Annotated in this window: 23 protein-coding genes; 15 read left to right on the plus strand and 8 right to left on the minus strand. The window is 69.2% G+C overall.

What is annotated here, in order from left to right:
- Positions 1-30: 30 nt before the first annotated feature.
- Entirely contained in the window at positions 31-912 is an 882-nt protein-coding gene (locus GD429_RS31085; RefSeq protein ID WP_152862830.1) for a pirin family protein, read from the plus strand.
- A 52-nt stretch (positions 913-964) separates the two neighbouring features.
- Positions 965-1,813 carry a thioredoxin gene (trxA, locus tag GD429_RS31090; RefSeq protein WP_152862832.1) on the plus strand — a complete coding sequence of 283 codons (849 nt, stop codon included), beginning with the start codon at positions 965-967 and terminating at the stop codon, positions 1,811-1,813.
- A gap of 99 nt (positions 1,814-1,912) precedes the next feature.
- Here the strand turns inward: trxA and tcdA are convergent, their stop codons facing one another.
- Positions 1,913-2,770 (minus strand): tRNA cyclic N6-threonylcarbamoyladenosine(37) synthase TcdA, encoded by an 858-nt coding sequence (gene tcdA / locus GD429_RS31095; protein WP_152862834.1) that lies wholly within the window; start codon positions 2,768-2,770, stop codon positions 1,913-1,915.
- 128 nt (positions 2,771-2,898) lie between these two features.
- Between tcdA and pdxH the strand changes: the two genes are divergently transcribed.
- The 3 genes from pdxH (at position 2,899) to GD429_RS31110 (ending at position 6,206) form a co-directional block, all read left to right on the plus strand.
- Complete coding sequence (gene pdxH / locus GD429_RS31100) at positions 2,899-3,543, plus strand: pyridoxamine 5'-phosphate oxidase (protein ID WP_152862836.1); 645 nt, start codon at positions 2,899-2,901, stop codon at positions 3,541-3,543.
- Between the two features lie 120 nt (positions 3,544-3,663).
- Complete coding sequence (locus tag GD429_RS31105; RefSeq protein WP_152862838.1) at positions 3,664-4,884, plus strand: SAM-dependent methyltransferase; 1,221 nt, start codon at positions 3,664-3,666, stop codon at positions 4,882-4,884.
- 23 nt (positions 4,885-4,907) lie between these two features.
- Positions 4,908-6,206: a DUF72 domain-containing protein gene (locus GD429_RS31110; RefSeq protein WP_152862840.1), complete on the plus strand. Its 1,299-nt coding sequence runs from the start codon at positions 4,908-4,910 to the stop codon at positions 6,204-6,206.
- A 51-nt stretch (positions 6,207-6,257) separates the two neighbouring features.
- Here GD429_RS31110 and msrA read toward each other — a convergent pair whose 3' ends face one another.
- Complete coding sequence (gene msrA / locus GD429_RS31115) at positions 6,258-6,818, minus strand: peptide-methionine (S)-S-oxide reductase MsrA (RefSeq protein WP_152862842.1); 561 nt, start codon at positions 6,816-6,818, stop codon at positions 6,258-6,260.
- A 579-nt stretch (positions 6,819-7,397) separates the two neighbouring features.
- Between msrA and GD429_RS31120 the strand changes: the two genes are divergently transcribed.
- The 3 genes from GD429_RS31120 to GD429_RS31130 all read left to right on the plus strand — a co-directional run bounded on the left by GD429_RS31120 (position 7,398) and on the right by GD429_RS31130 (position 10,286).
- Entirely contained in the window at positions 7,398-8,804 is a 1,407-nt protein-coding gene (locus GD429_RS31120; protein WP_152862844.1) for a selenium-binding protein SBP56-related protein, read from the plus strand.
- Positions 8,801-9,466: a hypothetical protein gene (locus GD429_RS31125; RefSeq protein WP_072442840.1), complete on the plus strand. Its 666-nt coding sequence runs from the start codon at positions 8,801-8,803 to the stop codon at positions 9,464-9,466. Before GD429_RS31120 ends, GD429_RS31125 begins: the two co-directional genes overlap by 4 nt.
- Positions 9,467-9,776: 310 nt before the next feature.
- On the plus strand, positions 9,777-10,286 hold the full coding sequence (locus GD429_RS31130) for a flavin reductase family protein (RefSeq protein ID WP_034178871.1): 510 nt from the start codon (positions 9,777-9,779) through the stop codon (positions 10,284-10,286).
- Here GD429_RS31130 and GD429_RS31135 read toward each other — a convergent pair.
- On the minus strand, positions 10,273-10,773 hold the full coding sequence (locus GD429_RS31135; protein ID WP_006477992.1) for an Lrp/AsnC family transcriptional regulator: 501 nt from the start codon (positions 10,771-10,773) through the stop codon (positions 10,273-10,275). The two genes, GD429_RS31130 and GD429_RS31135, sit on opposite strands and share 14 nt — an antisense overlap.
- A 130-nt stretch (positions 10,774-10,903) precedes the next feature.
- On the opposite strand from GD429_RS31135, the gene kynB reads away from it, so the two are divergent.
- From kynB to kynA, 3 genes are all read left to right on the plus strand, one after another.
- Positions 10,904-11,545, plus strand: coding sequence for an arylformamidase (gene kynB, locus GD429_RS31140; protein ID WP_152862846.1), 642 nt, complete (start codon positions 10,904-10,906; stop codon positions 11,543-11,545).
- A gap of 25 nt (positions 11,546-11,570) precedes the next feature.
- Complete coding sequence (gene kynU, locus GD429_RS31145; RefSeq protein ID WP_152862848.1) at positions 11,571-12,824, plus strand: kynureninase; 1,254 nt, start codon at positions 11,571-11,573, stop codon at positions 12,822-12,824.
- 92 nt (positions 12,825-12,916) lie between these two features.
- Entirely contained in the window at positions 12,917-13,861 is a 945-nt protein-coding gene (gene kynA, locus GD429_RS31150; RefSeq protein ID WP_152862925.1) for a tryptophan 2,3-dioxygenase, read from the plus strand.
- Positions 13,862-13,891: 30 nt separating this feature from the next.
- Here the strand turns inward: kynA and GD429_RS31155 are convergent, their stop codons facing one another.
- From GD429_RS31155 to mdlC, 4 genes are all read right to left on the minus strand, one after another.
- On the minus strand, positions 13,892-15,289 hold the full coding sequence (locus tag GD429_RS31155; RefSeq protein WP_152862850.1) for an MFS transporter: 1,398 nt from the start codon (positions 15,287-15,289) through the stop codon (positions 13,892-13,894).
- A 266-nt stretch (positions 15,290-15,555) separates the two neighbouring features.
- Complete coding sequence (locus tag GD429_RS31160; protein WP_152862852.1) at positions 15,556-16,500, minus strand: ketopantoate reductase family protein; 945 nt, start codon at positions 16,498-16,500, stop codon at positions 15,556-15,558.
- Positions 16,501-16,514: 14 nt separating this feature from the next.
- Entirely contained in the window at positions 16,515-17,966 is a 1,452-nt protein-coding gene (locus GD429_RS31165) for an aldehyde dehydrogenase (protein WP_152862854.1), read from the minus strand.
- 29 nt (positions 17,967-17,995) lie between these two features.
- Entirely contained in the window at positions 17,996-19,603 is a 1,608-nt protein-coding gene (gene mdlC, locus GD429_RS31170) for a benzoylformate decarboxylase (RefSeq protein ID WP_152862856.1), read from the minus strand.
- A gap of 99 nt (positions 19,604-19,702) precedes the next feature.
- Between mdlC and GD429_RS31175 the strand changes: the two genes are divergently transcribed.
- From GD429_RS31175 to GD429_RS31190, 4 genes are all read left to right on the plus strand, one after another.
- The gene (locus GD429_RS31175; RefSeq protein WP_152862858.1) at positions 19,703-20,614 is read left to right on the plus strand and encodes a LysR family transcriptional regulator; all 912 of its coding nucleotides are present in this window, start codon (positions 19,703-19,705) and stop codon (positions 20,612-20,614) included.
- 226 nt (positions 20,615-20,840) lie between these two features.
- Entirely contained in the window at positions 20,841-22,235 is a 1,395-nt protein-coding gene (gene dalD, locus GD429_RS31180) for a D-arabinitol 4-dehydrogenase (protein ID WP_152862860.1), read from the plus strand.
- A gap of 105 nt (positions 22,236-22,340) precedes the next feature.
- Positions 22,341-23,822 (plus strand): xylulokinase, encoded by a 1,482-nt coding sequence (xylB, locus tag GD429_RS31185; protein ID WP_152862862.1) that lies wholly within the window; start codon positions 22,341-22,343, stop codon positions 23,820-23,822.
- Between the two features lie 122 nt (positions 23,823-23,944).
- A complete protein-coding gene (locus tag GD429_RS31190; protein ID WP_321575017.1) occupies positions 23,945-24,892 on the plus strand; it encodes a sugar-binding transcriptional regulator in 948 nt (315 codons plus the stop codon).
- A gap of 84 nt (positions 24,893-24,976) precedes the next feature.
- Here the strand turns inward: GD429_RS31190 and GD429_RS31195 are convergent, their stop codons facing one another.
- The gene (locus tag GD429_RS31195) at positions 24,977-25,690 is read right to left on the minus strand and encodes a LuxR family transcriptional regulator (RefSeq protein WP_152862866.1); all 714 of its coding nucleotides are present in this window, start codon (positions 25,688-25,690) and stop codon (positions 24,977-24,979) included.
- Positions 25,691-25,706 lie beyond the last annotated feature (16 nt).

Here is a 25,706-nt window from a genome sequence, read left to right on the forward strand (position 1 = left end):
CTCCATCCCCATCGCACCACCGGACCCGCCATGAACGACTCGATCAAAGCCCTGCTGAAGCCGCACGTGCGCGACATCGGCAACCTGCAGGTGCGCCGCACGCTGCCCGCGCTCGCCGCGCGCCTCGTCGGCCCGTTCATCTTCTTCGATCACATGGGGCCCGCCACGCTGCCGGCCGGCACGGGGCTCGACGTGCGGCCGCATCCGCATATCGGGCTCGCCACCGTCACCTACCTGTTCGACGGCGCGATCCTGCACCGCGACAGCCTCGGCTCGCGGCAGGAAATCGTGCCGGGTGACGTGAACTGGATGACGGCCGGCCGCGGGATCGTCCACTCCGAACGCACACCCGACGCGCTGCGCGCAAACGGCCATACGGTGCACGGGATCCAGACCTGGGTCGCGCTGCCGCGCGCGCACGAAACCACCGAGCCGTCGTTCGAGCACCATGCGGCCGACGCGCTGCCGAAGCGCGACGAAGACGGCGTGTCGCTGACGGTGATCGCCGGCGATGCGTTCGGGCTGCGCTCGCCGGTCACGACGTTCTCGCGCACGCTGTACGTCGCGGCCGAATTCGCGGCCGGCGGCCGCGTCGAACTCGACGCGTCGCACGAGGAGCGCGCGGTCTACGTGGTCGACGGCGATCTCGCGATCGACGGCACGCCGGTTCCGGCCGAGCAGATGGCCGTGCTCGCATCGGGCGCGACGGTCACGCTGACGAGCGCCGGCGGCGCGCGCGCGATGCTGCTCGGCGGCGACAGGATCGACGGCGAGCGCTTCATCGAATGGAATTTCGTCGCAAGCAGCCGCGACGCGATCGCGCGCGCGAAGGAAGCCTGGACGCGCCAGGAAATGGGCAAGGTACCGGGCGAGACCGAGTGGATTCCGCTGCCCGAATCGAAGCCGCGTTGAAAAACGGGCGCGCCGCCCCCATCCTGACGATATTCGAACGGAAGAGAACGACATGGACACCACGCTTGCCACATTCGAGAAAGACGTCATCGAGGCGTCGCTGGACACGCCCGTGCTGGTCGACTTCTGGGCGCCGTGGTGCGGCCCCTGCAAGACGCTCGGCCCGCTGCTCGAAAAACTCGAAGCCGATTACGACGGCCGCTGGAAGCTCGTGAAGGTCAACGTCGACGAGAACCAGGAACTCGCCGCGCACTTCCAGACGCGCAGCATCCCGCACGTGATCGCGTTCGCGGACGGGCGCCCGGTCGACCAGTTCGTCGGCGTGCTGCCCGAAGGCCAGTTGCGCGCGTTCCTCGACCGGCTGCTGCCGGCGCCCGAGGAAGCCGAACGCCGCGCCGCGCAGTACGCGATGGCCGAATCGCGCTTCGACGACGCGCTCACGCACCTGGAAGCGGCGCTCGCGCTGAACCCCGGTTTCGACGACGCGCGGCTCGACCTGATCGAACTGCTGCTCGCGACCAACCAGGTCGAAGTCGCGCGCGCCGAGACCGAGCGCCTGTCGCCGCAGATCCTGCAAGGCAGCGATCCGCGCTACCAGGCGATCAAGACCCGTTTCGACGCGCTCGAAGCAACGGCCGACCTGCCGCCGACCGACGCGCTCGAAGCGCGCATCGCGGCGAACCCGGGCGATCTCGACGCGCGCTTCGACCTCGCGCAGAGCCTGATCGCGCGGCGTGCGTATGAAGGTGCGCTGGAGCAGTTGCTGGAAATCGTACTGCGCGACCGCGCGTACGGCGACGACCTCGGCCGCAAGACGATGATCTCGGTGTTCGAACTGGCGGGCGACCGCCCCGATATCGTCGCCGGATGGCGGCGCAAGCTGAGCATGGCGCTCAACTGACGAACGACCGGCCGGGCCGCAACGGCCCGGCTGGGGCGCCGTATGCCGGCAGCGCGTAATCCCGCGCCGCAGCATGAAGCAATGCTCGCGCTTCGCCGCTCAGCCGGCGGCCTGCGCCGCGATCGCCCGCAGCGCATGCGCGGCAGCCGCGAAGCCGAAGCTCGCGGTCACGCACACGCTCGAACCGAATCCCGCACAGTTGAGCCCCGCGACGTGCGCGGCCGTGGACGGCTCCGCGCCGTCCTCGATGTCGCATGCGGCCGCTTCCGGGTAGATCAGCGGCTCGTCCGAATACACGGCGCTGACCTTGAAACGCGCCTTCGGCCCGCGCGGAAAGCCGTGCTGCTTGCGCAACTGCGCACGCACCTTCGACAACAATGGATCCTGGATCGTCAGCGCGAGATCGTCGATCCGGATGCGCGTCGGGTCGAGCTGCCCGCCCGCGCCGCCGACCGTGACGAGCGGCTGCCGCTTCGCGACGCACCACGCGATCAGCGCGACCTTCGTGCGTACGCTGTCGATCGCATCGATCACGTAGTCGAAGCCGCCGCCGAGCAGCGCGTCGAAGTTGTCGGGTTCCGCGAAATCCTCGATCCGGTTCACGCGGCACGCGGGATCGATCAGCGCGATCCGCTCGGCCATCGCGTCGACCTTCGGCTTGCCGTAATTGCCGTCGAGCGCATGGATCTGCCGGTTCGTATTGCTTTCCGCGACGTTGTCGAGATCGATCAGCGTCAGCGTGCCGATCGCGCTGCGCGCGAGCGCCTCGGCCGTCCACGACCCGACGCCGCCGATCCCGATCACCGCGACATGCGCACGCTCGAAAGCGGCGGCCGCCGGCGCGCCATACAGCCGCGCGACGCCGCCGAAACGCCGCTCTCGATCCACGTCAAGCTGGATTGTCGGGGTCGGGGTAAGATCAGAAGAACTGGGCGGGACAGTGTCGGCAGCGGACATGGCAGCAAGGAAAACGTAAGTCGAGCAGCCCTCTATTTTGCCTGAACTCCCCGCTCCCACACGCCACTGTGCACGCACGATTCTTGCGCGTTCGCTATACTGACCCCAGATTGAAGCGTTTGCATAACATGACGACTCTCGCCGATCTCCGCATCAACTATTCGCGTGCTTCGCTCGACGAAGCCGATGCCGCCCCCGACCCCTTCGTCCAGTTCGACCGCTGGTTCAAGGAGGCGCTCGCCGCCCGGCTGCCCGAGCCGAACACGATGACGCTCGCGACCGTAGGCGCCGACGGCCGGCCGTCGGCCCGGATCGTACTCATCAAGGGCGTCGACGAACGCGGGTTCGTCTTTTTCACCAATTACGAAAGCCGCAAGGGGCGCGATCTCGCCGCGCATCCGCAAGCGGCGCTGCTGTTCTACTGGATCGAGCTCGAGCGCCAGGTGCGCATCGAAGGCCGGATCGAGAAAACCAGCGCAGAAGATAGCGACCGCTATTTCGCATCGCGCCCGCTCGGCTCGCGCATCGGCGCATGGGCGTCCGACCAGAGCGCGGTGATCGACAGCCGCGCGACGCTCGAAGCGCGCGAAAAGGCCGTCAGCGAACGCTACGGCGACGCCCCGCCGCGCCCGCCGCACTGGGGCGGCTACCGCCTCGTGCCCGACGCGATCGAGTTCTGGCAGGGCCGCCCGTCGCGGCTGCACGACCGTCTGCTCTATACGCGCGACGCGACCGCGTCGCCGGGCTGGACGATTTCGCGCCTGTCGCCGTAAGCGCGGCGCCGGCGCACGCCGGTCGTGTCTCGTGTTGCATCCGGGCGCCCGCGTCGCAAGCGGCGGGCGCCGTCAAGATACTTGGCTGTATTCGATTCAACGAACAAACGGAGATTCCAAATGTTCTGGGAAAAGAAGCTGGCACAGTGGGCGGACGAAGTACGGGCGAAAGCGAACATACCGGCGCGCCTCGTGCTGTGGAACGGCGACCAACTCGATTTCGGCACCTTCAGCGCGCCGCAGGTCACGCTGAAGGTCAACAGCGCATCGGCGTTGCCGCTGTTGCTCGAACCGAGCCTCGACAACCTCGGCGAAGCGTACGTGAAGGGCAAGATCGACATCGAGGGCAAGCTGTCGGACATCATCAACATCGGCTACTCGCTCGCGCGCAGCACGGTGACGAGCGCGAGCAAGCTCGCGCGCGTGAGGCGCTACTTCAGCCACACGAAGAACACCGACAGGAAGGCGATCCAGTATCACTACGACGTCTCGAACGAGTTCTACAGGCTGTGGCTCGACGAGAACATGGTGTACTCGTGCGCGTACTTCGAGAACGGCGACGAGGATCTTGCCACCGCGCAGATCAAGAAGATCGACCACATCCTGACGAAGATCCAGCTGCAGCCGGGCCAGCGCCTGCTCGACATCGGCTGCGGCTGGGGCGCGCTCGTGCTGCGCGCCGCGCAGCAGTTCGGCGCGACGTGTCTCGGCGTGACGCTGTCGCAGAACCAGTTCGACCTCGCGACCGCGCGCGTGAAGGCCGCGGGATTGGAAGACAAGATCGAGATCCGCCTGCAGGATTACCGCGAGATCGACGGCCAGTTCGACCGCATCACCAGCGTCGGGATGTTCGAGCACGTCGGCCGCAAGAACCTGCCGCTGTACTTCTCGCGGGTGCGCGAACTGCTCGCCGACGACGGCATCGCGATGAACCACGGCATCACGTCGACCGACGCGGAAAGCGGCGAAACGGCGCTCGGCGGCGGCGAGTTCATCGACCGCTACGTGTTTCCGGACGGCGAGTTGCCGCACATCAGCCTCGCGCTCGAAGCGGCGCAGCGCGGCGGCCTGGAAGCGGTTGACGTCGAAAGCCTGCGGCGGCACTATGCGCGCACGCTCGATATCTGGACGGAAAACTTCGAAGCGAAGGCCGAGGAAGCGCGAAAACTCGTCGACGACGAAAAATTCCGCATCTGGCGCGTGTATCTCGCCGGCTGCGCGTATGCATTCGAGCACGACGACGTGTCGATCTTCCAGATCGTGTGCCGCAAGGCCGGACGCAGCGCGAAAACGCTGCCGTGGTCGCGGCGCTATATGTACGAACACGCGCTGCCGCGCTAGGCGGCGCTTCACGCTGGGCATGCATGGGTGACGGCAGGACGCGGCGCAAGGCGCCGCCGAAACGGCAGCAGCACGACGACACGGACGGGTCGCACGCCGACGGGCAATTCGACCTGTTCGGCGTGCCGCCGGACGCTGCGCGCGCGTCGCCGCCAGCAGGCGACGCGCCCCCTGCAAACGCCGATGAACGCGTGACGTCGAATCCGCATGACGACGCGCGGCAAGCGCCACCCGCCCGAGCAGCCTCCCGCCCTTCCGACGAACAACCGTCGCCCGCCTCCGGCCTGCTGTGGGACGAACCGTCGCCGCCGGCCGCGCCGTCGAAGCAAGGCCGGCGCCGGCGCGGCGTGCCGCCCGCGCCGATCGCGGCGGACGTCGCAGACGCAGCGGCCGGCCTGCCGCCTAACGTCCGGCTCGGCACGTCGTCGTGGTACTTCCCCGGCTGGAACGGCATCGTCTACAACGGCGATTTCGCGCAGACGAAGCTGTCGCGCGAAGGGCTCGAAGCGTACGGCGCGCATCCGCTATTGAAGAGCGTGAGCCTCGACCGGTCGTTCTACGGCCCGCTGTCGGTGGCCGACTACCTGCGCTACGCGCAGCAGGTACCCGACGATTTCCGCTTCGTCGTGAAGGCGCCGGCCTCCGTGACCGACGCGGTCGTGCGCGGCCGGCGCGGCGAGCCTTCGGGACCGAACCCGACCTTCCTCGACGCACAGCTCGCCACCCGCGAATTCGTGCAGCCTTGCCTCGAAGGGCTCGGCTGGAAGGCCGGCGTGCTCGTGTTCCAGTTCTCGCCGCTGCCCGATCATCTGCTGGCCGAACCGGCCGCGCTGATCGACCGGCTCGCCGCGTTCTTTGCGGCGCTGCCGCCGCTGCCGCCGGAAGCCGACGGCCCGCGCTACGCGATCGAGATCCGCGACGCGAGCCTGCTCACGCCGCGCTTCATCCGCGCGCTCGCCGCGCTCGGCGTGCGCTATTGCGTCGGCCTGCACGCGCGGATGCCCGACCCGCTGCGCCAGGCCGCCGCGCTCGCGCTGCTCGACGGCGACGCGCCGGGCCCGCTGATCGTGCGCTGGAGCCTGCACGGCGGCTTCAAGTACGAACAGGCGAAAGCGAAGTACGAACCGTTCGACAAGCTCGTCGACGAGGATCCGGCCACGCGCTCGGCGCTCGCCGAACTGGCCGCGCGCTACGCGCTGGCCGGTCAGCCCGTGATCATCACGATCAACAACAAGGCGGAAGGCTCCGCGCCGCTGTCGTGCATCGCGCTCGCGCGCGAGATTGCCGCCGCGTGCGCGCAGTGGCGCAACGAGGCGGCTTGACGTCGGGTTCGTCGGGTTCGTCGGGTTCGCAGGTTTCCGCCGTTCGCGCGCTCACGCGCCGCGCAGCGACTTCAGCCGGTGCGAGAACTTCTGCCGGAATTTCGCGAGCTTCGGCCCGATCACGACCGAGCAGTAGCCCTGCCCCGGGTTACGCGCGTAATAGTTCTGGTGATAGTCCTCGGCCGGCCAGTAGTTGCCGTCGAGCGGCACGACCTGCGTGACGATCAGCTGCCCGAACACCTGCTCGCGCTCCAGCTCGCCGATCAAGTCCAGCGCGGTGTCGCGCTGCGCATCTGAATGCGTGAACACGACCGACCGGTATTGCGTGCCGACGTCGTTGCCCTGCCGGTTCAACTGGGTCGGATCGTGCGTCGCGAAGAAGATCTCGAGGATCTCGCGATAGCCGATGCGCGCCGGATCGAACGTCACGTTGACGACTTCCGCGTGGCCCGTGTCGCCTTCGCAGATGTCGCGATAACCGGGATTGCGCGTGTGGCCTCCCGCGTAACCCGATTGGACGGCAGTCACACCGTCGACGTCGAGAAACACGGCCTCCGTGCACCAGAAACACCCGCCTCCCAAAGTCGCGGTTTCAAGCATTTCGTTCACCATGAAATCAGACCCTCGTTGATGACGGCGGCCGGCACGCATGTGCCGGCGCCACCGTTCCGTCTCGCCGCTGCGCGTCCGTGGTACGGGACGCAGCGGCACTTCGCCAAGTATCTCACTCGCGCGCGAACCTGGCCGATCGTACAGGTGCCGCGCGCAACCGGCCGCCCGTTTCTCGACTACACTTAGGCACGCGTGAGCGCGACGGCAAACCCGGCCGGCGACGCAAAGCGCCCGATGCGCACCCGCCCCTGATGTACCCATCATCTGCCGGAACATCGATATGCACGTCTTGACAGACATCGCCCGCGCCGCGGGCCCGGTCGCCGCCACGTCGCGAGCCAACGCTTCAACTTCACCTTCGCGATATCGTGCGCCCGTGTCACACCGAGCGTCGCGATCCGGCTCATCGTCTTCACCCGCTTTCACGATCTGATGCACGGCGCTGCACGTGTCGTCGACGCATGCAGCCGCCTGCCGATCGCGCCCGCCGGCGAGATGCGCGCCGCGCGGCCACCTCGACCCGCACGCCCGCAACGCACGGCCGTGCGTCAGTAGTCCGATAACCGAGAGGGCATCACCATGAGCATGCGGCCTGACCCGACGTTTCACGCTTCGCCCGAGCTTGCGATGCAGGCGCCGGCGGAAGAGTTTGCCTATACGTTGTTGCTGAGCCCCGATTTTTCCAGACCCGACGCGCTCGCCGTGATCGACGTGAAGCCCGGCTCGTCGACCTACGGAAAGATCGTGCACACGGTGACGATGCCGAACACCGGCGACGAGTTTCACCACTTCGGCTGGAATGCGTGCTCGTCGGCGCTGTCGCCGCTGACCGGCCATGCGTTCCTCGAACGCCGCTTCCTGATCATCCCCGGCCTGCGCTCGTCGCGCATCTACGTGATCGACACGAAGCCGCATCCGACCCAGGCACGCATCCACAAGATCATCGAGCCCGACGAGATCTTCGCGAAGACCGGTTATTCGCGGCCCCACACCGTTCACTGCGGCCCCGAGGGCATCTACGTGAGCACGCTCGGCGGCGCGGGCGAGGACGGCACCGACGGCGCGCCCGGCATCTTCATCATGGATTGCGAAACCTTCGACGTGCGCGGCCGCTGGGAGATCGATCGCGGCCCGCAGGACAAGCACTACGATTTCTGGTGGAACCTACCGCGCGACTACATGGTGTCGAGCGAATGGGCGCTGCCGCCGCAATTCGAGAACGGCATCGTGCCCGAGGACCTGCTCGCGAACAAATACGGGCACCGGCTGCATTTCTGGGACCTGCGCGCGCGGCGCAACGTGCAGACGATCGATCTCGGCGCGCAGCACCAGATGGCGCTCGAGGTACGGCCCGCGCACGACCCGGTGCGCGAATACGGATTCGTCGGCGTCGTGGTCGACACGACGAATCTCGAAGGCTCGATCTGGACCTGGTGGCGCGAGGACGGCAAGTTCCATGTGAAGAAGACCGCGACGATCCCGGCCGAGCCGGCCGCGGCCGACGAACTGCCGCCGCTGTTGAAAGCGTTCGGCGCGGTGCCGCCGCTCGTGACCGACATCGACCTGTCGCTCGACGATCGTTTCCTCTACGTGTCGTGCTGGGGCACCGGCGAGATGCGCCAGTACGACGTGTCGGATCCGCACAACCCGGTGCTCGCGGGGTCGGTGCGGATCGGCGGCATCGTGCGCCGCGCGCCGCACACGAACGGCCACGCGTTCGCGGGCGGCCCGCAGATGGTCGAGATCAGCCGCGACGGCCGGCGCGTGTACTGGACCAACTCGCTTTATTCGACCTGGGACGACCAGTTCTATCCGGACGGCGTGCCGGCCGCGCAGGTGCTCGCGCACGCTGGGCCGGACGGCGGGCTGACGCTCGCCGACGATTACTGGGTCGAGTTCCCCGACGGCTATCGCGCGCACCAGATCCGGCTCGAGGGCGGCGACTGCTCGACCGACTCGTTCTGCTACCCGTCGGTCAAGCGTTGAACACCGGACTTCACGCGCAGTTCGCGCTATGGGCGGCCGTGCTCGCGAGCGGCGTGTATCACGGGCTCAACCCCGCGATGGGTTGGCCGCTCGCGGTGTCGAACGCGCTGATGACGCGCCGCGGCGGCGCGCTCGTCGCGGCGCTCGGCTATCTCGCGCTCGGCCATGCGCTCGCGGTATTCGCGGTGATGCTGCCGTTCGGGCTGCTCGCGGCGCTGCTCGCGTGGCAGTCGGCGATCCGGATCGGCGCGAGCGCGCTCGTGATCGGCTTCGGCGCCGTGCTGCTGATCCGGCGCCGGCATCCGCGTGCGCTCGCGCGGATCCCGCCGGCGCGGCTCGGCCTGTGGTCGTTCGCGGTCGCGATCGCGCACGGCGCGGGGCTGATGCTGGTGCCGATCTACCTCGGGCTTTGCGGGCTCGACATGGATGCCGGCCACCGCGCGGCGGCCACGCTCGTCGATGCGCATCTCGGGATGGCGCTCGTCGTCGCGGCCGTGCACGCGGCCGCGATGATCGCCGCCGGCGGCGGGCTCGCGTGGCTCGTGTACCGCTATCTCGGGCTGAAATTCGTGTCGCGGAGCTGGTTCAATCTCGATGCGGTGTGGGCGTCGAGCCTGATCGTGACGGGTGCGCTGTCGCTCGGGCTGGCGGCGACGCGATAACGCGGGCATCGATGGCGCGCGTCGGGGATCGGCGAATCGGCAGGTGGACAAGCCGGCGGCACCGCACAAAAACGCGACAGAACGGCCGTGCCGACCGCGCGCCATCGCGAACCCGGCAGCGCGCCGCAGTGTTCGTTACGTCACCCTATCCCCGCGATGCACCGTCCGGCCGGGCCCGGCGGCCCCGATTCCGCTAAAATCGGGCCATGCGCACTACTTCCCAAACGACCGCCTTGTCGCCTTTCATCCGCCGCGCCCGTCACACCCGCGTCGCGCCGCGCCTGCCCGTTTCGTTCCGGATGGCCGCCCGATGAGCCGCGCCAACCCGCCGGATTTCGACGCGGCCGCCTTCCGCCAGGCGCTCGGCCAGTTCGCAACGGGCGTGACGGTGATCACGACGCGCGCGCCGTCCGGGCAACTGATCGGCATCACCGCCAGCTCGTTCAACTCGGTATCGCTCGATCCGCCGCTCGTGCTGTGGAGCCTCGCGCACAAATCGGCGTCGACGCCCGTGTTTCGCGGCAACAGCCATTACGTGGTGAACGTGCTTGCGGCGTCGCAGCTCGACCTGTGCAAGCGCTTCTCGACCTACAAGGGCGACCGCTTCGAAGGGATCGCGCACGTGGCCGGCAACTCGGGGATGCCCGTGCTCGACGGCGCGCTCGCGTGGTTCGAATGCCATAACCGCAGCCGCTACGACGAAGGCGACCACGTGATCTTCGTCGGCGAAGTGGAACGCTGCGGCGTGCGCGCCGCTTCGGACGAGACACCGCCGCTCGTGTTCCACGGCGGCGGCTTCCACGGCCTTACACCGCTTTGATCGCGCCCGTGCGCGCCAGCCCGACCGGCGCGCCGGCTTCGTCCTTCAGCGTCTGCAGCACGATGTTCGAACGGATGTCCATCACGCCGGGCGCCTTGTAGAGCCGGTTCAGCACGAAATCCGAATAGTGCTTGAGGTTGTGCGCGAGCACGCGCAGCAGATAGTGGCTCTCGCCCGTCACGACGAACGCGCCGACCACCTCCGGCCATTCGCGCAGCGCTTCCGCGAAGCGCTCGTGCCATTGATTCTCTTCGTTGCGCATCGATACCTGCACGAACGCCTCGAGCTCGAAGCCGAGCTTCTCGCGGCTCAGGCACGCGCGATAGTGCTCGATCACGCCCTGCTCCTCGAGCAGGCGCATGCGGCGCAGGCAGGCGGACGGCGAAAGCGAAATCCGTTCCGCCAGGTCGAGATTGCTGATTCTGCCCTCCTCCTGCAATACCGCCAGAATCCGGCAGTCGGTGGCATCGAGCGTGATCGCGTGCATTTTTGGTCCCCGTTTTCCCTCTCAGTCGAATTATCTGCCAATCCGGCGGATTGTCCATGTTTATTTCGCAAGCACTTTCTGCGAGCGTCCACCTATCATTCGAAGCATCGACTCACCGCTTCGTCATGCCATGGACACACTCTGGGACATCTCGCCGCCTGTCAGCCCCGCCACTCCCGTGTGGCCGGGCGACACGCCGGTTTCCGTCGAACGCGTATGGCGGATGGAGGCCGGCTCGCCGGTCAACGTCGCGCGCCTGACGCTGTCGCCGCATACGGGCGCGCACTGCGACGCGCCGCTGCACTACGACGCCAACGGCGCGCCGATCGGCGCCGTGCCGCTCGACACCTATCTCGGCCCGTGCCGCGTGATCCATTGCATCGGCGCATCACCCGTCGTGCAGCCGGCCGATATCGCGGCCACGCTCGACGGCGTGCCGCCGCGCGTGCTGCTGCGCACCTGTGCGCAAGCGCCGGTCGCGCAATGGGACCCCGGTTTCTGCGCGGTCGCGCCTGAAACGATCGACCTGCTCGCCGCGCGTGGCGTGAAGCTGATCGGCATCGACACGCCGTCGCTCGACCCGCAGGAATCGAAGACGATGGACGCGCATCACCGCGTGCGTGCGCACCGGATGGCGATCCTCGAAGGCATCGTGCTCGACGACGTGCCGCCCGGCGACTACGAACTGATCGCACTGCCGCTGAAGTTCGCGACGCTCGACGCGAGCCCCGTGCGCGCGGTGCTGCGCGCGCTGCCCGCGCGTGCTTCCTGATTACCCCGACCTACGACCCCACATCATGATCAAGACTCGTGAAGACGCGCTCGCCCTCGACCGCGACGACCCGCTCGCCCCACTGCGCGACCAGTTCGCGCTGCCCGACGGCGTGATCTACCTCGACGGCAACTCGCTCGGCGCGCAGCCGCGCGCATCGGCCGCCCGCGCGCAGCAGGTGATTAGCGCCGAATGGGGCGAAGGGCTGATCCGCAGCTGGAACACGGCCGGCTGGTTCGCGCTGCCGCGCCGTCTCGGCGACAAGCTCGCGACGCTGATCGGCGGCGCATCCGGTGAAACGGTCGTGACCGACACCATCTCGATCAACCTGTTCAAGCTGCTGTCGGCGATGCTGCGCCACCAGGCCGAGCGTGCGCCCGAGCGCCGCGTGATCGTGTCGGAACGCTCGAACTTCCCGACCGACCTGTATATCGCGCAGGGGCTGATCGAGCAGCTCGGCGGCGGCTACGAGCTGCGCCTGATCGACGACCCGGCCGACCTGCCCGACGCGCTCGGCGCGGACACGGCCGTCGCGATGATCACGCACGTGAACTACCGCACCGGCTACATGCACGACATGCCGGCCGTCACGCAGCTCGTGCACGACGCGGGCGCGCTGATGCTGTGGGATCTCGCGCACTCGGCCGGCGCGGTGCCGGTCGACCTGAACGGCGCGCGCGCGGACGGCGCGGTCGGCTGCACGTACAAGTACCTGAACGGCGGCCCCGGTTCGCCCGCGTTCGTATGGGTGCCGCACCGCCATCACGCGCATTTCTCGCAGCCGCTGTCCGGCTGGTGGGGCCACCGCGCGCCGTTCGCGATGCAGCCGGGCTTCGCGCCCGATCCGGGCATCGCGCGCTTCCTGTGCGGCACGCAGCCGATCGTGTCGATGTCGATGGTCGAATGCGGGCTCGACGTGTTCCTGCAGACCGACATGCAGGCGATCCGCCGCAAGTCGCTCGCGCTGACCGACGCGTTCATCGCGCTCGTGGAAGCGCGCTGCGCGGGCCTGTCGCTGAAGCTCGTCACGCCGCGCTCGCATCACCAGCGCGGCTCGCAGGCGAGCTTCGAGCATCCGCACGGCTACGAAGTGATGCAGGCGCTGATCGCGCGCGGCGTGATCGGCGACTACCGCGAGCCGTACGTGCTGCGCTTCGGCTTCACGCCGCTCTATGTGCGCTTCGTCGACGTGTGGGATGCCGTCGAGACGCTGCGCGACATCCTGGCCACCGACGCGTGGAAGGCGCCCGAGTTCGCCGAACGCGGCGCGGTGACCTGACCGGTCTTGCCCGGCGCGCGCCGCAGTGACGTGCGGATAACGCGCCGCGCCCCCGTCATTCAATCCTGGAGAAAGTCGTGAATTCTGGTCATATGCAGCCACCCGGCGGCGACGCACCGGTGGGCTGCCCGTTCTCGGGCGCACGCGCCGCGCAACCGGTACATTCGGCACAAGCGGCACACGAAGCGCCGCACGTGCCGGGCGATACCTCGGACCAAGCCGGCTGGCACAACGCGCAGCTCGATTTCTCGAAGTCGATGAGCTACGGCGACTACCTGTCGCTGAATTCGATCCTCGACGCGCAGCACCCGCTGTCGCCCGATCACAACGAGATGCTGTTCATCATCCAGCATCAGACGAGCGAGCTGTGGATGAAGCTCGCGCTGTTCGAGCTGCGCGGCGCGCTCGACGCGGTGCGCTCCGACGCGTTGCCACCCGCATTCAAGATGCTCGCGCGCGTGTCGCGCATCCTCGAGCAGCTCGTGCAGGCGTGGAACGTGCTGTCGACGATGACGCCGTCCGAGTATTCGGCGATGCGGCCGTATCTCGGGCAGTCGTCGGGCTTCCAGTCCTACCAGTATCGCCAGCTCGAATTCCTGCTCGGCAACAAGAACGTGCAGATGCTGCAGCCGCATGCGCACCGGCCCGACATCCTCGAACAGGTGCGTGCGACGCTCGAAGCGCCGTCGTTCTACGACGAGGTCGTGCGCCTGCTCGCGCGGCGCGGGTTCCCGATCGCACCGGAGCGGCTCGAGCGCGACTGGACGCTGCCGACGCGGCACGACGAGACGGTCGAAGCCGCGTGGCTCGAGGTGTACCGTCACCCGCAGCAGCACTGGGAGCTGTACGAGATGGCCGAGGAACTGGTCGATCTCGAGGACGCGTTCCGCCAATGGCGCTTCCGTCACGTGACGACCGTCGAGCGCATCATCGGCTTCAAGCAGGGCACGGGCGGCACCAGCGGCGCGCCGTATCTGCGCAAGATGCTCGACGTCGTGCTGTTCCCCGAGCTCTGGCACGTGCGCACCACGCTCTAACGCACGCGACGCACGTGATGCGCCCGCACGTCACGACGACGTGCGGGCCAGTTCCTCCCCGTCGCGCGGCACCGACTGCGCGCGCGACAGCCGCGGGATGTGCCGCCGCACCGCGAGCAGCGCGATGCACACGACGCCCATCGCCGCGGCCAGCATCGTCAGGTACGCACCCGCACCGCCCGCCGTGATCACGATCGCGCCCGCGAACGCACTGAGGATCGCGCCGAGCCGGCCGAACGCGAGCGCGCTCGCGGTGCCCGTCGCGCGCACCGCCGTCGGGTAGATGTACGCACAAAGCGCATACATCGTCGACTGCACTGCGTTGACGAACAGCCCGTGCAGGCCGAGCCCGACGATCAGCCAGTTCGTGTGGCGGCTCGCATCGACGCCCATCAGCCACACCGCGCTCGCCGCGCCGCCGATGCTGCACAGCGCGAGCGGCCAGCGCGACCCGGCATGCGCGATCGCCCAAGCGCACAGCAGCGCACCGATCACGCCGCCGAGGTTGTACGCGGTGAGCCCCGCGCCCGCGACCGACACGCTGAGCCCGCTCGCGGCCAGCATCGTCGGCAGCCAGCTGAACGCCGCGTACACGGCAAGCAGACACATGAAGAACGCGCACCACAGCGCGATCGTGTCGCGTGCCTGGCCGCTCGCGAACAGCGCGCCGAAGCCGCCGCGTCCGCCGGGTGCGCGTGCGTCTTTCGTATCGGTGAACACGGTGCCCGGCGTAACCGGCCGCTGCATCCGCGCGAGCAGCGCGCCGAGTTCCGGCCAGCGCGCGGGGCGTCGCGCGAGATAACGCGGCGATTCGGGCAGCGCGCGCACGAGCACGAAACCGAGCACGAGCGGCAGCGCGCCGCCCGCGAAGAACAGACCGCGCCAGCCGTAGCGCGGCAGCACCTCGTGTGCGAACAGGCCGGCCAGCATCCCGCCGAGCGGCACGCAGACGATCGTCGCGGTCACCATCATCGTGCGGCGCCGCGCGGGCGTGTATTCGGCCGTCATCGTCGTGGCCGTCGGCAGCGCGCCGCCGATCCCGAGCCCCGCGCAGAAGCGCAGCATCGCGATCGCCGCGACGTCGGGCGCGAAGCCGATCGCGCAGGTCGCGACGCCGAACAGGAACACGCTGCCGATCACGGCCTGGCGGCGGCCGAAGCGGTCCGCGACGATCCCCGCGCACGCGCTGCCGATGCCCATCCCGATCAGCCCGGCCGCGACGGCCGGCGCGAACGCGCCGCGCGTGATGCCCCATTCGCGGATCAGCACGGGAATCGCGAAACCGATCAACTGGCCGTCGAAGCCGTCGAGCACGATCGCGAGCGCGGCGAGCAGCACCACGCAGCGCTGCATCGTCGTGAACGGCCCGTCGTCGAGCGTCGTGCCGATGTCGACCGACAGCGGAGGCAATCCGTCGCGCGTGCTCATGCGACCTCCCGTGCGCCGCGCGTCGGCGGCAACATGCGCGAACGGCGCGCGGCAAGACAACGGCATTCGATGGCTTTCATGGCGTCTCCAGTTGTCCGGGCTGGCGCGTCGGCGCGTGCCCGGATCTCGTACTGCGCGGTCGGCCGGCGTCAACGCGTCGGCGCTGACTCCGGTATCTTGTCAAACCCGTCTCGATCCGGCGCCATCGTCTGCGTGCGACGCGCTCGTATCGTTGGGCGGCGCACGCAGCGCCGTCAGTCTGATGCTCAGTTCACCCGCGCGTCGATCAGCCGGACGAGCGCGAGCAGCGTCTCGGTGTGCGGCACCGCGACGCCCGCTTCGCGCGCGGCCGCGACGACCTTGCCGCTGATCGCGTCGATTTCCGTGCGGCGGCCCGCGAGCACGTCCTGCAGCATCGACGGGCGATGGCCGCGATGCTCGCTGATTGCATGTTCGACGTTGCGCGCGATGCGTTCGCCGTCGACCGCGACTCCGTTCGCGCGGGCGACGGCGGCCGTCTCGGCCGCGATCGCGAGCGCGAGCCGCGGCCCGTCGTGATGGTTGCCGAGCTGGTCGACCGTGCAGCCGGTCACCGCGCACAGCGTGTTGAGCGCCGCGTTGAACGCGACCTTCTCCCAGATCGCGGCCCACACGTCGGCATCGAGCGTGCATGCGAGCCCCGCGCGCGACAGCGCATCGGCGACGGCCGTTGCGAACGGGTGTGCGTGGCCGTCGGCCGTCATCATGCGGATCGTGCCCGCGCCGTGCGAGCGAACGTGCGCGGGCCCCGCGAAATCGGCCGGCCACGTCGTCACGCCGACCAGGATGCTTTCGAGCGGCACGAACGCATTCAGCGTCTCGACGTTGCCGAGCCCGTTCTGCAGCGTCAGCACGTGCATGCGCGGCGTCAGCAGCGCGCGCACGCCGTCGAGCGCGGCGCGCGTATGCAGCGATTTCGTGAAAACGATCAGCATGTCGAACGATACGTCAGGTGATGCGACCGCGTCCGCATTCGCGGCTTCCGGCCGCACGGCCCGCAAAACGCGGATACGGCGTTCGCCGCGATCGTCGTCGATGCGCAACCCGTCGCGGCGGATCGCATCGAGATGCGCGTCGTTCACGTCGATCAGCGTGACGGCCTCGCCGCTTTCGGCCAGCAGCCCGCCGAACAGCGAGCCCATCGCGCCCGCGCCCAGGATTGCGACCTTCATCGTCGGTACCCTCGTCAGAACGGATAGTGGCGCGGCGCGGTCTGCACGGTGATCCAGCGCAGATCCGTGAACGCCGCGATGCCGGCCTTGCCGCCAAAGTGGCCGAAGCCGCTGTCCTTTACGCCGCCGAACGGCATCTGCGCCTCGTCGTGCACGGTCGGGCCGTTCACGTGGCAGATACCCGATTCGATGCGTGCCGCGACGCGCAGCGCGCGCGCGACGTCGCGGCTGAACACGGCCGACGACAGCCCGAACGCGTTGTCGTTCGCGCAGCGGATCGCCGCCGCCTCGCCGTCGACGCGCACGATGCCCTTCACCGGGCCGAACGATTCCTCGGCATAGATGCGCATCGCAGGGCTCACGCGATCGAGCAGCGTCGCCGGGAACAACGTGCTGTCGGCCTTGCCGCCGCACAGCAGCGTCGCGCCGTGCGCGAGCGCATCGTCGATCAGCGCGTTGCAGCGCTCGACGGCCTTCATGTCGATCAGCGAGCCGAGCACGACGGGGCCCTTGCGTGGATCGCCGAGCGGCAGCGACGCGGCCTTGTCGGCGAGCTTCGCGACGAACGCATCGGCGATCGACGCGTCGACGACGATCCGCTCGGTCGACATGCAGATCTGCCCGGAATTCGCGAACGCGCCGAACGCGGCCGCCGCGACCGCCGCGTCGAGATCGGCGTCGTCGAGCACGACGAACGGCGCCTTGCCGCCCAGCTCCAGCACCGACGGCTTCAGGTGGCGCGCGCATGCTTCGGCGACGATCCTGCCGACGCGCGTCGAGCCGGTGAAATTCACGCGGCGCACGGCCGGATGCTCGATCAACGCGTCGACGACGGCACCCGCATCGTCGGGCGCATTCGTCACGAAGTTGACGACGCCCGGCGGCAACCCGGCCTCCTGCAGCGCCTCGACGATCAGCCCGTGCGTGACGGGACACAGCTCCGAGCCCTTCAGCACGACCGTGTTGCCGCATGCGAGCGGCAGCGCGAGCGCGCGCGTCGCGAGGATCACCGGCGCGTTCCACGGCGCGATGCCGAGCACGACGCCGGCCGGCTGCCGCACGCCCATCGCGAGCGAACCGGGCACGTCGGACGGAATCAGCTCGCCGCCGACCTGCGTGGTCAGCGACGCGGCCTCGACGAGCCCGCTCGCGGCAAGATGCACGTTGAAACCGGCCCACAGCGCAGATGCGCCCGTCTCGGCCGCCATCGCGGCGACGAACTGCTCATGCTTCGCTTCGAGCGCGGCGGCCGCCTTCAGCAGCAGCGCGCGGCGCGCGCCCGGGCCGAGCGCGGCCCATTCGGGGAATGCGCGCGCGGCCGCGTCGGCCGCCGCACGCGCATCGTCGACGGTGCACGCGGGCGCTTCGGACGCGATTTCGCCGTCGAGCGGATTGCGGCGCACGAAGGTCGCGCCGCTGGATGAGTGGCGGCGTTCGCCGCCGATCAGCATCGATACGGTTTGCATGGAATCTCCGGAAAGACGCGCGCTGCGCGTCAGGCAATCTCGACTTCGACGACGACCGGCGTCGCGGCATGCAGCGCGTCGGTCAGCGTGTCGCGCAGGCGCGCTGCATCGGTGACGCGCACGCCGCGGCAGCCCATCCCTTCGGCGAGCGCGACGAAATCCAGGTCGGGCAGATCGGTGCCCTGCACGGGGTCGCCGGGGCCGAAGCCGAACACCGGCGCGAAATCCTGCAGCGCCGCGTAGCGCCGGTTGTTCAGGATCACGAACGTGATCGGCAATTTCAACTGCGCGGCGCTCCACAATGCCTGGATCGAATACAGGCTCGACCCGTCGCCGATCAGCGCAATCACGCGCCGGCCCGGCTGCGCGAGCGCGACGCCGACGGCGGCCGGCATCCCGTAGCCGAGCCCGCCGCTGTCCATCGTGTAGAACGTGCCGCTGCGCGTGAACGGCAGGTGTTCCTGCATCACCGGCCGCGCGCTCGGCGCTTCCTCGACGACGATGTCGTGCGCGTCGCGCACGTCGGCGAGCGTCTGCAGCGCGAACGCGACCGACATGCGCTCGCCGGCGGCCGGTGCGTCGACGCGTGCACGCGGCGGACGCGGCGCGGGCATCGGCCGCTCGGGCGGCGCCGGCCGCGCCAGCAGGTCGCGCGCCGCGAGCCGCAGGTTGCCGACGACCGCATCGCCCTCCGGCGTCCACGCGGCGACACCCGGATCGTCGACGAGCTGCACGAGCGTCGCACCCGGCGGCACATGCGGGCCGAAGCCTTCGATGTGATAGGTGAACGCGGGCGCGCCGAAGGCGAACACGAGATCGTGCCCGTCGAGCCGCGCGACGATCTTCTCGCGGATCGCGGGCAGGAAGCCGGCGAACAGCGGATGGTCCTCGGGGAAGCTGCAGCGCCCCGACATCGGCGCGACGTACACGCGCGCACGGTGCCGTTCTGCGAGCCGCACGACGTCGTCCCACGCACCCGCGCGATCGACGGCCGCGCCGACCACGAATGCGGGACGCCGCGCGGCGTCGAGCGCGTCGCCGAGCCGCGCGAGCGCGTCGGGATCGGGCCGCACGACGCTGCTGACTTCGCGTCGCGGCAGCAGCTCGGCCGGCTGGTCCCAGTCGTCGACCGGGATCGACACGAACACGGGCCCGCGCGGCTCCTGCATCGCGATGCGGTACGCACGCGCGATCGCGGCCGGCACGTCCTGCGCACGCGCGGGCTCGATGCTCCATTTCACGTAAGGCTTCGGCAGTTCGGCGGCCTGCGTCGCGCCGAGGAACGGATCGAACGGCAAGATCGCGCGCGCCTGCTGGCCTGCCGTGACGATCAGCGGCGTGCGGTTCCTGAACGCGGTAAAGAGATTGCCCATCGCGTTACCGACGCCCGCCGCCGAATGCAGGTTGACGACCGCCGCATTGCCGGTGGCCTGCGCATGGCCGTCGGCCATCCCGACCACGACGGCCTCGTGCAGGCCGAGCACATAGCGGAAATCGGCGGGGAAGTCGCGGAACATCGGCAATTCGGTCGAGCCGGGATTGCCGAACACGCGGTCGATGCCGAACTGGCGAAGCAGGTCGATGACCGCATCGCGAACGGTGATCGATGCGGCGGATGGGGGCGGATGGCCGGACATGCTCGGGTGTCTCCTCGATGGCTTGGCGGTTTCCACAGTATCGAAGCGCAAGCCATTCTCGGATACTGTATTTTTTGCGATAAGCCATTACATTCCGGCATGACTTTCGACCTCCGACAATTGCGCGCCTTCACGACGATCGTCGCGTGCGGCAGCCTCGGCCGCGCGGCCGACGCGCTGCATGTCACGCAGCCGGCGCTGAGCCGGATCCTGAAGCGGCTCGAGGAACAGGTCGGTGCGCCGCTGTTCGAGCGCCATTCGAAGGGCGTGCAACTCACCGCGTTCGGCGACGCGCTGCTGCCGCACGCGACGCTGCTGCAGCACGAGGCCGAGCACGCGCGCGAGGAACTCGACGCGATGCGCGGATTCGCGAAGGGCACGATCAAGGTTGGCGCGGTGGGCAGCATCGCGAGCCTCGTGCTGCCGGTCGCGGTCGGCCGCGTGCTCGACCGCTGGCCGAACCTGCGCGTCGAGATCCTCGAAGGCGTGTGGGACCGCCTCGCCGACGGGCTGCACAAGCACGAGATCGATCTCGCGCTGTCCGCGCACGGGCCCGACACCGACGAGATCGTCGCGATTCCCGAGTGCCGCTGGGAAGATCGCAGCCATATCGTTGCGGCGCCGCACCATCCGCTGCGCGCGCTCGGCCGCGCGCCGACGCTCGTCGACACGCTGCACGCGCGCTGGGCGATCCCGCCGCGCGGCACCGCACCGTTCGACCACATGCGCGCGACCTTCGACGCGCACGGGCTCGCACTGCCCGACATCGCGGTCGAGACGCGCTCGGTCACGACGCTGAAGAGCCTCGTCGCGCATGCCGGTTTCCTGAGCTGGATGGCCGAGCCGATGTACGGCGCCGAGCAGGCGGCCGGCACGATCGACACGCTGCCGGTGCGGGAGGTCGTCGCGGTGCGCACGCTCACCGCGTTCCGACGCCGCCACGGGATCCTGCCGGGGCCGGCCGGCAAACTGCTCGACGAACTCGTCGCGCTCACGCGCGAAGGGCGCTGACGCCCGTTCCCGGCTGGCCACCTGTTCGCGCCCCTTCGCGCGCTTCCCGCCCCTTCCCGCACTTCCGCATTTCCGTCGCTTCCCGCCGCCCGCGCGCCGCCGCAGCGCACCATCGAAATGCCGTCTCCCCGCCTTGACTTTCGCTCGCTCGAATACGATCATTCGCGCACATGACGAGCAAATGATCTAGTCGACAGGAAAGACTGGCACGAACAGGAGACACCGGATGAGCGAATCGCCCTCCGCCCGCGCGCCCGTGCTGCTGCACATCGGCGCGGGCTCGTTTCACCGCGCGCACCAGGCGTGGTATCTGCATCGCGTAAACGCGGCCGTGCCGGCCGACGAACGCTGGTCGCTGACCGTCGGCAACATCCGCGACGACATGCGCGCGACGATGGACGCGCTCGCCGCGCAGCACGGCGAATACACGCTCGAAACCGTCACGCCGCAAGGCGAGCGCGCGTACGAGACGATCCGCGCGATCACGCGCGTGCTGCCCTGGTCGATCGACCTCGCCGCGCTGATCGACGCCGGCGCCGATCCGGCCTGCCGGATCGTGTCGTTCACCGTCACCGAAGGCGGCTATTACCTCGACGAACACAACCGGCTCGACGTCGCGAACGCCGATCTCGCGGCCGACCTGCAGGGCGCGCGCACGACGCTTTACGGCGCGCTCGCGGCGTTGCTCGCCGAGCGCATGCAGCGCGGCGCGGGCCCGGTCACGCTGCAGAGTTGCGACAACCTGCGCAACAACGGCGCGCGCTTTCGCGCGGGGATGCGCGAATTCCTCGAGCGGCGCGGCGCAGCCGACCTGCTCGCGTGGTTCGACGCGAACGTCGCCACGCCGAGCGCGATGGTCGACCGCATCACGCCGCGCCCGACCACCGACGTGCGTGAACGCGTGCTCGCGGCCACCGGCATCGACGACGCATGCCCGGTGATGGGCGAATCGTTCATCCAGTGGGTGATCGAGGACCGTTTCGCGGCAGGCCGGCCGCGCTGGGAGCTGGCCGGCGCGGAACTCGTCGACGACGTGCACCCGTACGAGGAAGCGAAGATCCGCATCCTCAACGCGACGCACAGCTGCATCGCGTGGGCCGGCACGCTCGCGGACTACACCTACATACACGAAGGCACGCACGACGCGGCGATCCGGCGCTTCGCGCACGACTACGTGACGCAGGACGTGATCCCGTGCCTCACGCCGAGCCCGCTCGATCTCGCGCGCTACCGCGACGTCGTGCTCGAACGCTTCGGCAACCCGTACGTGCTCGACACGAACCAGCGCGTCGCGGCCGACGGCTTCTCGAAGATCCCCGGCTTCATCGCGCCGACGCTCGTCGAATCGTTCGCGCGCGGCGCGGCGCCAGTCGCCACCGCCGTGTTGCCCGCGCTGTTCCTGCGCTTTCTCGAACGCTGGGCGCGCGGCACGCTGCCATATGCGTACCAGGACGGCGTGATGGACGAAGCCGCCGCGCGCGCGATCGTAGGTGCAGACGACCCCGTCGTCGCGCTGTGCGCGAGCCGCCCGCTGTGGGGCTCGCTCGCCGGCAATGCGGCGCTGTTCGAGGCGCTGCGCGCCGCGCTCGCGCGCGTCGACGCATGGCTCGCGCAGCGCTGACGCGCGACAAGCCGGCGCCCGGCCGCGCAGCCGGGCAAACCCGCTTGGCACATGCCGTGCGGCACGGCTAAAGTAGCGGCTCCTCTCTGACGGAACGGATCGCTCATGTATCTCGGCATCGACCTCGGCACCTCGGAAGTGAAGGTGCTGCTGCTCGCCCCGGACGGCGCGGTCGTCGGCACCGCCGGCTCGCCGTTCACCGTGTCGCGGCCGCATCCGCGCTGGGCCGAACAGCATCCGGACGACTGGTGGCAAGGCACGCTCGCCGCGCTCGCGGCGCTGCGCGAACGGCATCCGCAAGCGTTCGCGCAGGTGCGCGGCATCGGCCTGTCGGGCCAGATGCACGGCGCCGTGCTGCTCGGCCGCGACGACCGCGTGCTGCGCCCCGCGATCCTGTGGAACGACATGCGCAGCGCCGACGAATGCGCGCTGCTCACCGAACGCGCGCCCGATCTCCACGCCCTCGCCGGCAATCTCGCGATGCCGGGTTTCACCGCGCCGAAACTGCTGTGGGTCGCGAAACACGAACCCGACGTGTTCGCGGCCACCGCATGCGTGCTGATGCCGAAGGACTACCTGCGGTTCCGGCTGACCGGCGCGAAAGTGTCCGACCCGTCGGATGCGGCCGGCACGCTGTGGCTCGACGTCGCGCGCCGCGACTGGTCCGACGCGCTGCTCGCCGCATGCGGGATGACGCGCGACCAGATGCCGCGCATCGTCGAGGGCAACGCGCCGTCCGGCACGCTGCGCGCCGATGTCGCGCGCGAACTCGGGCTGTCGGAGGCCGTCGTGGTGGCCGGCGGCGGCGGCGACAACGCGACGAGCGCGCTCGGCATCGGCGCGATCCATGCGGGCGACGGCTTCGTGTCGCTCGGCACGTCGGGCGTGCTGAGCGTGGTCGGCGACCGCTTCATGCCGAATCCCGCGTCGGCCGTGCATGCGTTCTGCCATGCGATTCCCGATCGCTGGCAATTGATGAGCGTCGTGCTGTCGGCCGCGAGCTGCCTGCGCTGGGTCTGCAAGCTGACGGGCACCGACGAGCCAGCACTGCTCGCCGAAGTCGAGGCGCTCGACGCCGACGCGCTCGCGACGGCGCCGCTGTTCCTGCCCTACCTGTCCGGCGAACGCACGCCGCACAACGATCCGTATGCGCAGGGCGTGTTCTTCGGGATGACGCACGCGACCGAACGCGCGCATCTCGGCTATACGGTGCTCGAAGGCGTGACGCTCGGCCTCGCCGACGGCCTCGATGCGCTGCATGCGGCCGGCGTCGAAACCGACCGGCTGTCGCTGATCGGCGGCGGCGCGCGCAGCGCGTTCTGGGCGCAACTGATCGCCGATGCGCTGAATGTGCGCACGCGCCAGATCGGCGGCGGCGAAACGGGCGCGGCGCTCGGCGCGGCGCGGCTCGGCTGGCTGGCCGTCGGCGGCGATCCGCAGACGGTGCTGACCAAGCCGCCGGTACGCGCCGAATACGCGCCGGACGCGGCCCGCCATGCGTTGCTGCGCGAACGCCTCGACGCGTTCCGCGCGCTGTACCGCCACGTGCGGCCGCTGTACGAACCGTCGCGCACGCGGCTCGCGTAAGCGCCGCCGCGGCGCGCTTGCGGCCGTCTGCCGCGCGCACGACATGCGGTACAGTGGATGCCGTCGCGCGGCCCGCCGGCCGGCCCGCGGGCGGCCCCCCAGCTCCGAACCGAATCGCTATCGTGTCCAAGTCCTCAGAAAAACTCGATCTCGCCACGCGTGCCGCGTGGCTCTACTACGTCGCGGGCGACACGCAGAACGAAATCGCCGAAAAGCTGCAGGTGTCGCGCCCGGTCGCGCAGCGCCTCGTCGCGTTCGCGGTCGAGAAGAACCTGATCCGCGTGCGCGTCGACCACCAGCTCGCCGACTGCCTCGATCTCGGCGCGCAGTTGTCGAAACGCTATGGCCTCGCGATGTGCGAAGTCGTACCCGTCGATGCCGATGCGCCCGAAGCGATCGACCGCAAGCTCGCGGTCGCCGGCGCGCAGGTGATGGAACGCTACCTGGGCGAGACGCGGCCGATGGTGATCGCCGTCAGCAGCGGCCGGACGCTGAAGGCCGCGGTCGCGCAGATCGCGCAGATCGACCGCCCGCAGCACCGGCTCGTGTCGATGGTCGGCGCGATCGCGGCCGACGGCTCGTCGAACCGCTACGACGTCGCGCAGTACATCTCCGAGAAAACCGGCAGCAAGCACTTCCTGCTGCCCGCGCCGCTGTTCGCCGACAGCGCGGCCGAGCGCGCGCAGTGGTGCAACCACCGGCTGTACCGGATCGTCGAGGCGCTGTCGGGCAAGGCCGACGTCGCGTTCGTCGGGATCGGCAACACCGGCCCGCACTGCCCGCTGTATGAAGACGGCTTCATCACCGAACAGGAGCGCGACGAGATGACCGCGCTCGGCGCGGTGGCCGAACTGCTCGGCATGCCGATCGACGCGCAGGGCAAGCTGATCGACGTGTCGACCAGCGCGCGCGTGACGAGCGTGTCGCTCGCCACGCCGCCGAAACGCCCGACGATCGCGTTCGCGGGCGGCCCGAAGAAGCGCGACGCGGTGATCGCCGCGCTGCGCGGCGGCTGGATATCGGGGCTCGTCACCGACGAGACGTGCGCGAGGGCTGCGCTGGACGCGTAGCCGGCATGCCGGCTTCCCGCTGACGCATGCGCTCACGACACACCGGATCGCCATCGCGTCCGGACAAACCGGACAAACCGAACATCACTGAAGAAACCCGAGCATCGTGGCTTTCATCACGGCCTCCGCCTTGTTGGCCGCACGAAGCTTGCGCATCACGTTCATCAAGTGAAACTTCGCAGTCCGATCGTAGATGGACAGGATCAACCCGATATCGGCATACGTCTTGCCTGCGGCAGTCCATTTCAGCACCTCCTTCTCGCGGGCCGTCAGCGTCTGGCACACCTCGGGCATCGCCGTGGCGACGACGAGACGCGTCATCGCCCGGTGAGCCAGCGTCGTCAGCCACAGTACGTACGGCTCCTTGGACAGGAGTTCGTCCCGCAGGATCGGCGCGGATTTCCTCAGCAGCGACAGCAAGCCGATCGTGCCGAACTGCCCGCGCAGCGGCATGCTCCACGCGTGACGGAACCGCTGCTGCAACGGATCGCCCCAGAAATCCGCCGCCTCCCCGCCAACGGCGGACCACAGGAACGGAATGCTTTCCCGCAGCCCGCGCTGCACGGCCGGATCGGCCCTGAAGCCGTCGCGCTCGACGTAGCTCCGGATCCACGTGTCCGGGCAATCGGAAAAGATGTAGTTCCGCGGGTTCGAGATCGGCAGCGGAATGCGCATCACATAGTAGAAATGCTCGAAGCCGAGCTCGCGCGTCACGTACGTCATGCGCTCGATCAGCTCCGATTCCGAATTCAGCTCGGAAAACATGTTTCCGTAGCACATGCTCGAATGGTTCGTCATTTTCTCGCCTCCCTGT

The sequence above is a fragment of the Burkholderia sp. BE17 genome (assembly GCF_009362305.1).
GTDB lineage: Bacteria > Pseudomonadota > Gammaproteobacteria > Burkholderiales > Burkholderiaceae > Burkholderia > Burkholderia pyrrocinia_C.

What these genes read in the sequence shown, in the direction of transcription:
- xylB (WP_152862862.1), top strand. Translation starts at nt 22,341, where the DNA reads ATGTATCTCGGCATCGACCTCGGCACCTCGGAAGTGAAGGTGCTGCTG.
- kynB (WP_152862846.1), top strand. Translation starts at nt 10,904, where the DNA reads ATGGACACACTCTGGGACATCTCGCCGCCTGTCAGCCCCGCCACTCCC.
- kynA (WP_152862925.1), top strand. Translation starts at nt 12,917, where the DNA reads ATGCAGCCACCCGGCGGCGACGCACCGGTGGGCTGCCCGTTCTCGGGC.
- dalD (WP_152862860.1), top strand. Translation starts at nt 20,841, where the DNA reads ATGAGCGAATCGCCCTCCGCCCGCGCGCCCGTGCTGCTGCACATCGGC.
- GD429_RS31105 (WP_152862838.1), top strand. Translation starts at nt 3,664, where the DNA reads ATGTTCTGGGAAAAGAAGCTGGCACAGTGGGCGGACGAAGTACGGGCG.
- kynU (WP_152862848.1), top strand. Translation starts at nt 11,571, where the DNA reads ATGATCAAGACTCGTGAAGACGCGCTCGCCCTCGACCGCGACGACCCG.
- GD429_RS31160 (WP_152862852.1), bottom strand. Translation starts at nt 16,500, where the DNA reads ATGAAGGTCGCAATCCTGGGCGCGGGCGCGATGGGCTCGCTGTTCGGC.
- GD429_RS31155 (WP_152862850.1), bottom strand. Translation starts at nt 15,289, where the DNA reads ATGAGCACGCGCGACGGATTGCCTCCGCTGTCGGTCGACATCGGCACG.
- msrA (WP_152862842.1), bottom strand. Translation starts at nt 6,818, where the DNA reads ATGGTGAACGAAATGCTTGAAACCGCGACTTTGGGAGGCGGGTGTTTC.
- GD429_RS31175 (WP_152862858.1), top strand. Translation starts at nt 19,703, where the DNA reads ATGACTTTCGACCTCCGACAATTGCGCGCCTTCACGACGATCGTCGCG.
- GD429_RS31120 (WP_152862844.1), top strand. Translation starts at nt 7,398, where the DNA reads ATGAGCATGCGGCCTGACCCGACGTTTCACGCTTCGCCCGAGCTTGCG.
- GD429_RS31135 (WP_006477992.1), bottom strand. Translation starts at nt 10,773, where the DNA reads ATGCACGCGATCACGCTCGATGCCACCGACTGCCGGATTCTGGCGGTA.
- pdxH (WP_152862836.1), top strand. Translation starts at nt 2,899, where the DNA reads ATGACGACTCTCGCCGATCTCCGCATCAACTATTCGCGTGCTTCGCTC.
- mdlC (WP_152862856.1), bottom strand. Translation starts at nt 19,603, where the DNA reads ATGTCCGGCCATCCGCCCCCATCCGCCGCATCGATCACCGTTCGCGAT.
- GD429_RS31165 (WP_152862854.1), bottom strand. Translation starts at nt 17,966, where the DNA reads ATGCAAACCGTATCGATGCTGATCGGCGGCGAACGCCGCCACTCATCC.
- GD429_RS31110 (WP_152862840.1), top strand. Translation starts at nt 4,908, where the DNA reads ATGGGTGACGGCAGGACGCGGCGCAAGGCGCCGCCGAAACGGCAGCAG.
- tcdA (WP_152862834.1), bottom strand. Translation starts at nt 2,770, where the DNA reads ATGTCCGCTGCCGACACTGTCCCGCCCAGTTCTTCTGATCTTACCCCG.
- GD429_RS31130 (WP_034178871.1), top strand. Translation starts at nt 9,777, where the DNA reads ATGAGCCGCGCCAACCCGCCGGATTTCGACGCGGCCGCCTTCCGCCAG.
- GD429_RS31085 (WP_152862830.1), top strand. Translation starts at nt 31, where the DNA reads ATGAACGACTCGATCAAAGCCCTGCTGAAGCCGCACGTGCGCGACATC.
- GD429_RS31195 (WP_152862866.1), bottom strand. Translation starts at nt 25,690, where the DNA reads ATGACGAACCATTCGAGCATGTGCTACGGAAACATGTTTTCCGAGCTG.
- trxA (WP_152862832.1), top strand. Translation starts at nt 965, where the DNA reads ATGGACACCACGCTTGCCACATTCGAGAAAGACGTCATCGAGGCGTCG.